5 protein-coding genes are annotated in these 6684 nt (G+C 73.9%); 2 read left to right on the forward strand and 3 right to left on the reverse strand.

Annotation, left to right across the window (positions count from 1 at the left end; genetic code table 11):
* Positions 1-105: 105 nt before the first annotated feature.
* Positions 106-2421 (reverse strand): hypothetical protein, encoded by a 2316-nt coding sequence (locus ACFRFC_RS22960; protein ID WP_382693306.1) that lies wholly within the window; start codon positions 2419-2421, stop codon positions 106-108.
* 142 nt (positions 2422-2563) lie between these two features.
* Complete coding sequence (locus ACFRFC_RS22965) at positions 2564-2827, reverse strand: helix-turn-helix domain-containing protein (RefSeq protein WP_382693308.1); 264 nt, start codon at positions 2825-2827, stop codon at positions 2564-2566.
* A 33-nt stretch (positions 2828-2860) separates the two neighbouring features.
* Between ACFRFC_RS22965 and map the strand changes: the two genes are divergently transcribed.
* Complete coding sequence (gene map / locus ACFRFC_RS22970) at positions 2861-3643, forward strand: type I methionyl aminopeptidase (protein ID WP_382693311.1); 783 nt, start codon at positions 2861-2863, stop codon at positions 3641-3643.
* Positions 3644-3772: 129 nt separating this feature from the next.
* On the opposite strand, the gene ggt is transcribed toward map, so the two are convergent.
* The gene (gene ggt / locus ACFRFC_RS22975; protein ID WP_382693312.1) at positions 3773-5626 is read right to left on the reverse strand and encodes a gamma-glutamyltransferase; all 1854 of its coding nucleotides are present in this window, start codon (positions 5624-5626) and stop codon (positions 3773-3775) included.
* Positions 5627-5767: 141 nt separating this feature from the next.
* Here ggt and ACFRFC_RS22980 point away from each other — a divergent pair, with 141 nt between their 5' ends.
* Positions 5768-6541: a hypothetical protein gene (locus tag ACFRFC_RS22980; protein ID WP_382693314.1), complete on the forward strand. Its 774-nt coding sequence runs from the start codon at positions 5768-5770 to the stop codon at positions 6539-6541.
* Positions 6542-6684: the final 143 nt, after the last annotated feature.

The raw sequence follows: 6684 nt of genomic DNA on the forward strand, positions 1-6684 counted from the left end.
AACGTATGCCCCCGTGCGGGCCTTGCCAAGACCATTGCGCGCACGCCGCGCTGTCGGCGGCGTTTCGCACTCCGGTGGCCGAGCGGCCCACGGTCCACCCGCCGGTCAGCCCCCGACGCCGGACACCCGCAGCGCGTGCACCAGATCCCAGTAGCGGTCCTCGGACACGCCCCGCGCGGCCTCCAGCAGCAGCGGCACCAGCCGCTCCGGGTCGGCCTCGGCGCTGCGCACCGCCTCCTCCGGGGTCCTTATCCGCACATACGCGTCGAGCAGCACCCGCACCTCCCGGCGATGCCCCTCGCCGACCAGCCCGGCCAGCGCGCGCCCTATGTCCTCGGCGGGACGGGCCACCCCCTGCCGCAGGATCTGCTCCCCGTCCGCGGCCCGCCCGGCGGCGGCGAGCACGTCGGCGGCGGTGACCAGCCGCTCGGCGGGCAGCGAGCCCGCCTCCCACAGGAGCGTCGCCCAGTCCGCCGCCATCCCGGCCCGCTCCAGCTCGGCCGCGAGCGGCGGGAAACGGTCGGCGGGCCAGTGCGCCATCTCCGCCAGCAGCGCGTGCGCCTCCCCACTGCGCCCCTCCCGGCGCAGCCGCACCAGCGCCCGGATGCTGTCGGTGATCTCCTGCGCCGCGGCGTCGTCCAGCCGCCGCACCACCGGCGCCCCCTCCGCCTCCTCAGGAGCCCCGGCGAACCGCGCGCCCCGGGGAGTGACGGACGCCTGCGCGACGCTCTGGGACGCGGGCAGCGCGGGATCGTCGTCGTCACCGGCCTCGGCGACCTCCGGTACGCCCACCGCCTCACCCTCGGCATCAGGCATCCCGGCGAACCGCGCACTGCCCCGCCGCCGCTTCTTGGGTTTGGGGGATTTGGCGGGGTGGGGGGTGGTGTCGGGGAGGTGGGGCGGATCGGGCGCCGGGTCGTGGGTGGGGGTGCGGATGGTCTCGGGTACGGGGGTGGTGTCGCGTACGTGGGTGTCGGCGGGGTTGGTGGGGTGGCGTACGGCGGGGCTGGTGCTGTCGGTACGGGGGTCGGGGCCAGGGCCCGTTCGCCGCTCGAACCGGGACACGCCTCCGGCCACCTCGCCGGTCCAGCCCTCGGCGCGGCGGGCGTTCGCGCCGGGCCAGTCGTCGACACCCGGTGAGGTGGGGGCGGACCATCCGTCGGGCGTTCCCGTGGTGCCGCCGGACCATTCGTCCGTGGGCGCCGCACTCCTGTTCCTGGCGGACCATCCGTCCGACGGTCCCGGGGCCCCGCCGGACCATCCGTCGCGCGTCCTTGGCCTGCCGCCCGACCGTTCGTCAGCGCTCGACCCGCCCGCGTCCGCGCCCGACCAGCGGTTGCCGCTCACGGCGTCGGGGCCGGGGTGTCCGTGGGCGGAGGCGCTGGACTGGCCGTGGGGGCCCGCGTCCGGCCGTCCGTCGGCAGCCGCGCGAGGCCGTGTGTCGGCGTCGGGACCCGCCCACCTGCCGTCCCCCGCCCCACCCACGCCCCCGTCGCCCGGCTCGCCCCTCACCACACCCGCGCCCGACCATGCGTCCGCACCCGCGCGAGACCGGCCGTCGGCAAGCGCGCCACCCGCATCCGGGCCCGCCCACCTGTCCACAGCCGCCCCGCCCGTATCCGCCCCCGACCAGCCGCCCGCGCGTCCGTCACCCCGGACCGCACCTGCGCCCGACCCCGTACCCCTACCCGCACCCGCACCCGCACCCGCACCCGGCTGACCATCCCCCGCGTCGACCGCACGACCCCCACCCCCGGGACCACCCCCAAGACCGCCCCCATCCACCCAATCCGCCCCGCCGGCCGACAGCGCACGCTCCTCAGCCGTGTCCGGGGCCGTGTCCGTGGCCGGCGTCGACCCGGCGGACAGGTCAGGGTCCCGCTCCCCCCGTGGCTCGGTGGGCCGGGCGGTGCGGGCGTGTTCCAGGCGCTGGATGCGCCGGCGGAGTTCGGCGCAGCGGGCGGTGGCGCGTTCGTGGTCGTCGCGGGCCCAGGCGAGGTCGAGGCGCAGGGCGTCGGCCTGGTCGCGGGTCGTGGCGGTGACCAGGGCGCGGCCCAGTTGGGCGAGCCGGTCGGCGGCGTAGCGCTGTTCGCGGAGCATGATGTCGAGCCGGTCGGCGAGGGCGTCCCGGCCGCCGGGCCGGGTGTCGTAGGCGGTGAGCGCGGCGGCGTGCAGCGGGCGGGCCAGGTCCCGTTCACGGTGGGCGGTGGCGGGGCCGTAGGCGGCGGAGAGGTCCTGGAGGACGGCCTCGACCACGTCCCAGGGCGGCACCTCGCGCCCGTCGGCGCAGGCCCGCATGCCGTCGGGGTCGCGCTGCCAGAACACCGCACACCATCCGGCGCCCTGGTCGAGGCGCGTCAGCAGTCCGCTCAGGTAGTTCCCGAACCCCCGCACCTGACCCGGGAGTTGATCTACAGCCATCGCCCAACCCCTGCACTGCCGGAGCACTTTCGCCTCAGCGAACACCAGTTGTGTTACGTCGTTGCTACGGGGGCTTTTCGGCGTGAGGGCAGGGTTCTCCGCGTGCTCGGGCCGGACCCGCTCCGCCGGGGCGCCCCCACCCTCAGGCGACGGCCGTCACCGGCGCCGGGGCGCAGGCCCGGACCAGTTCGTCCATGGACAGTCCGAGCGCCTCGGCGAGCGCGGCGACGGTGAAGAAGGCGGGGGTCGGGGCCCGCCCGGTCTCGATCTTGCGGAGGGTCTCGGCGGAGAGGCCCGCGCGGGCCGCGATCTCCGCCATGCTGCGGTCGCCGCGTGCCGTCCGCAGCAGCCGGCCGAGCCGCTCGCCGCGTTCACGCTCTTCGGGGGTCAAGGGGGTGCGCACCATGGACCCCATACTAATACCGGTATAGTAATTGGCATGGTGGAGCTGAAGACAGACACATCGATCGACGCCATGCATGCGGCGGGACTGGTCGTCGGGCGTGCCCTGACGGCCGTACGAAACGCTGCTGACGTGGGCGTTTCCCTGCTGGAGCTGGACGAGGTGGCGCGCGGGGTGCTGCGCGAGGCGGGTGCGGGGGCGCCGTTCCTGAACTACCGGCCGCACTTCGCGCCGATCCCGTTCCCGGCGGTCATCTGCGCCTCGGTGAACGACGCGATCGTGCACGGCATCCCGGGCCGCTACCGGCTGCGCGCCGGTGATCTGGTCTCGATCGACTGCGGCGCGGAGCTGGACGGCTGGGTCGGCGACTCGGCGATCAGCTTTGTCGTGGGCCCCGCGCGGCCGGACGATCTGCGGCTGATCGAGACCGCCGAGCGGGCACTCGCGGCCGGGATCGGGGCGGCCGTGGTGGGCAACCGCATCGGCGACATCGCGCACGCGATCGGGACGGTGTGCCGCGCGGCGGGGTACGGCATCGTGGACGGTTTCGGCGGTCACGGCATCGGCCGCCGTATGCACGAGGACCCGGGGGTCCCCAACGAGGGCCGCCCCGGCCGGGGGATGCGGCTGCGCCACGGCATGGCCCTCGCCATCGAGCCGATGCTGATCGCCAGCGGCTCCGACGACTGGCACACGGCCCCCGACGGCTGGACCCTGAGGACGAACGACGGCTCCCGGGCCGCCCATGTGGAACACACGGTGGCGATCATGGACCCGGGCCCACGCGTCCTGACGGAACGCCTGGACGACGCCCCATAGGAGCGACGTCCCATAGGGGCGACGTCCCATAGGGGCGACGTCCCATAGGGGCGACGTCCCATAGGGGCGCGGGGAACTGCGCGACCAGCCACAACTCACCCGCACCCGACCACGCACCCCCGTCGCCGGCTACCGCACCGGCCGCACCACCATCGCCGATCCCCCACCCCGCCGTACGGTCTCCGCAGCCGCCACCCATGTCCCATCGGGCAACCGCTGCACAGCGGTAGCCGCCCCGATCTCAGGGTTCACCCGGAAGGAATGCCCGATCCCCTCCAACTCCCCCCGCACGGCATCGCCGTACAGCCCAGGCTCCAGCTCGGTCACCGCAGCGTTCCGCTGACTCGCCCGCGGCGCCGCGATGGCGTCGACCAGCGGCAGCCCCCGGTCGAGCACCCCCGTCAGCGTCTGGAGCACGGTCGTGATGATGGTCGACCCACCCGGCGACCCGAGCGCCACCACCGGCTTGCCCTGCTGGTCGAGGACGATCGTCGGGGCCATGGAGGACCGGGGCCGCTTCCCGGGACCGGGCAGGTTCGGGTCGTGGACCGCCGGGTTGGCGGGCGCGAAGGAGAAGTCGGTCAGCTCATTGTTGAGCAGGAACCCGCGCCCCGGCACGGTGATCCCGCTGCCGCCGGTCTGCTCGATGGTGAGCGTGTAGGAGACGACGTTGCCCCACTTGTCGGCGGTCGTCAGATGCGTGGTGCTCTCGCCCTCGTACGTCGTCGGCGCCGCCGTCCCCCCGGCCGCGCAGGCGGCGGGGTCGCGCGGGTCGCCCGGGGCGAGCGGGCTGGTGAGCACCGCGTCGTCCTTGATCAGGCACTCGCGCGAATCGGCGTACTGCTGGGAGAGGAGTTCCTGTGTCGGTACGTCCTCGAACGCGGGGTCCCCGACCCACCGCCCCCGGTCCGCGAACGCGATCCGGCTGGCCTCGATGAACCGGTGCAGATACTCGGCCTCGGTCGCCTCGGAGAGGTCCGTCCCCTCAAGGATGTTCAGCGCCTCGCCGACCGTGGTCCCGCCGGAGGAGGACGGCGCCATGGAGTACACGTCGAGCCCGCGGTACGACGTCTTCGTCGGCGCCTGGGACTTGGTGCGGTAGGTGGAGAGATCCTTGGCGGTGAGGTCGCCGGGGCGGGCGTTCCAGCCGGAGGCGGGGTCGACGGGCGGTGTGTTGACGGTGTCGACGATGTCCTCGGCGAGATCGCCCCGGTACAGCTCACCGACGCCCTCTCGGGCGAGTTCGGCGTAGGTGCGGGCGAGGTCCGGGTTCTTGAACGTCGAGCCGACGACCGGGAGCTGCCCGCCGGGCAGGAACAGTTCGGTGGTGTCGGGGAAGTAGCGGAAGCGGGTCTCGTTGCTCGCCGTCTGGTCGCGGAAGGTCTGGTCCACGGTGAAGCCGTCGCGGGCGAGTTTCTCGGCGGGGCGCAGCAGGGTGCCCAGGCGTTCGCTGCCCCACTTGTCGAGGGCGGTCTGCCAGGTGAGCGGGGTGCCGGGGGTGCCGACGGCGAGGCCGCTGCTGACCGCCTCGGTGAACGGGACCGGCTTGCCGTCCTCCAGGAAGAGATCGGATCCGGCGCTCAGGGGCGCGGTCTCCCGGCCGTCGATGGTGTGCACCTTGCGGGACTTGGCGTCGTAGTAGACGAAGTAGCCGCCTCCGCCGATGCCCGCGGAGTAGGGCTCGGTGACGCCGAGCGCGGCGGCCGTGGCGACGGCGGCGTCCACGGCGTTGCCGCCCTGTCTGAGGACCTCGATCCCGGCGGCGGTGGCGTCGGCGTCGACGCTGGCGACCGCGCCGCCGTGACCGACGGCGACCGGGACCTTGGGTGCCGGGTCCTTGCCCGTCGTGGGCGGCGCGGTGGCCCCCACGGAGACGACGGCGGCCGAGACCGCCAGGACCGACAGTTGCCGCAGGTGCCGAAGTTGCCGCGGTTGCTGCGGATTCCGCTGCTTCCGTTGCTTCCGCGCGACAGGACGGGGCATTCGACCTCCAGTGGGGGGAGCGTCCGGGCAGCCTAATGGATGGGCATGCCCGCGTCAGGTGCACCACTCCGGCCACCCCGGCACCGGCTTCTGGCCCGCTGTCGAACACGGGTTTGTCTCGGACCGCTAGCATGCGCGCCCATGAATGACGACGTGCGCAACATCGTCCTCGGTGTGATAGCCGCCGGCCTGTCCGCGTCGCTCGGCTGGCTGGCCCGCACCTATCTGTCCAGGCGCAGGCTCCGGCGCAAGCAGGCGTTCTTCGGCCTTCCGGACAACTCGGAGTCGCTGCTGGTGGTGAACCGCAGCGCGGGCGGGCCGGAGCTGACGGTGGGCCGGCACGATGTGTTCGCGCTGCTGGAACTCTCCGCCCTGATCAAGGACTGCAACGCCACCGCGCAGATCGTCGCGCACGACGGGGCGCGGCAGGGTTTTGGCGAACGCACCGAGTTCTGCGTCGGCGGGCCCGCCTCGAATCGCCGCATGGTGGCCCACCTGGCCTCGCTGCTGCCCGGGGTGCGGATGAACGTGGACACCGAGCCCGGCCCGGACCAGGGCGCCTTCCAGATCGGCGGCGAGCGCCACCGGCTGGAGCTGGGCCGCCAGGAGTACGCGATCCTGGCCCGGCTGACGGCCGGTCAGCGCGGGGACATACGGCCGGTGTTCCTGTTCTGCGGGCAGTGTTCGATCGACAACCAGGCGGCGACCCGCTATCTGGCCCGCAACCACGAGCGCCTCGCCCGCAAGTACGGCGGCAACACCTTCGTCCTCCTGCTGAAGGTGGTCAACTCCCAGGCGTACGGTCCCGATGTGGTGGAACTGGTGGCGGACGTCACCCGCGAGGCCCAGTCCCCCTTGCCGACGACGGCCCTGGAACCGGCCCCGACCCGGACATCGCATCGGGCGCAGTCCTGAATGGGCGTGGGGTGGGGGCGTGGGGTACCTGGTGGGGGCGCGGGGGACCCCGGCCGCACGGTGCGGAGGGTCAGGTGGCTCGGAGCCCCCAGTCCCACCCCCCCCCACCCCCGGCGCACCCCCCCAACCCCCCACCCTATACC

This window comes from Streptomyces sp. NPDC056734, assembly GCF_042790455.1.
Taxonomy (GTDB): domain Bacteria; phylum Actinomycetota; class Actinomycetes; order Streptomycetales; family Streptomycetaceae; genus Streptomyces.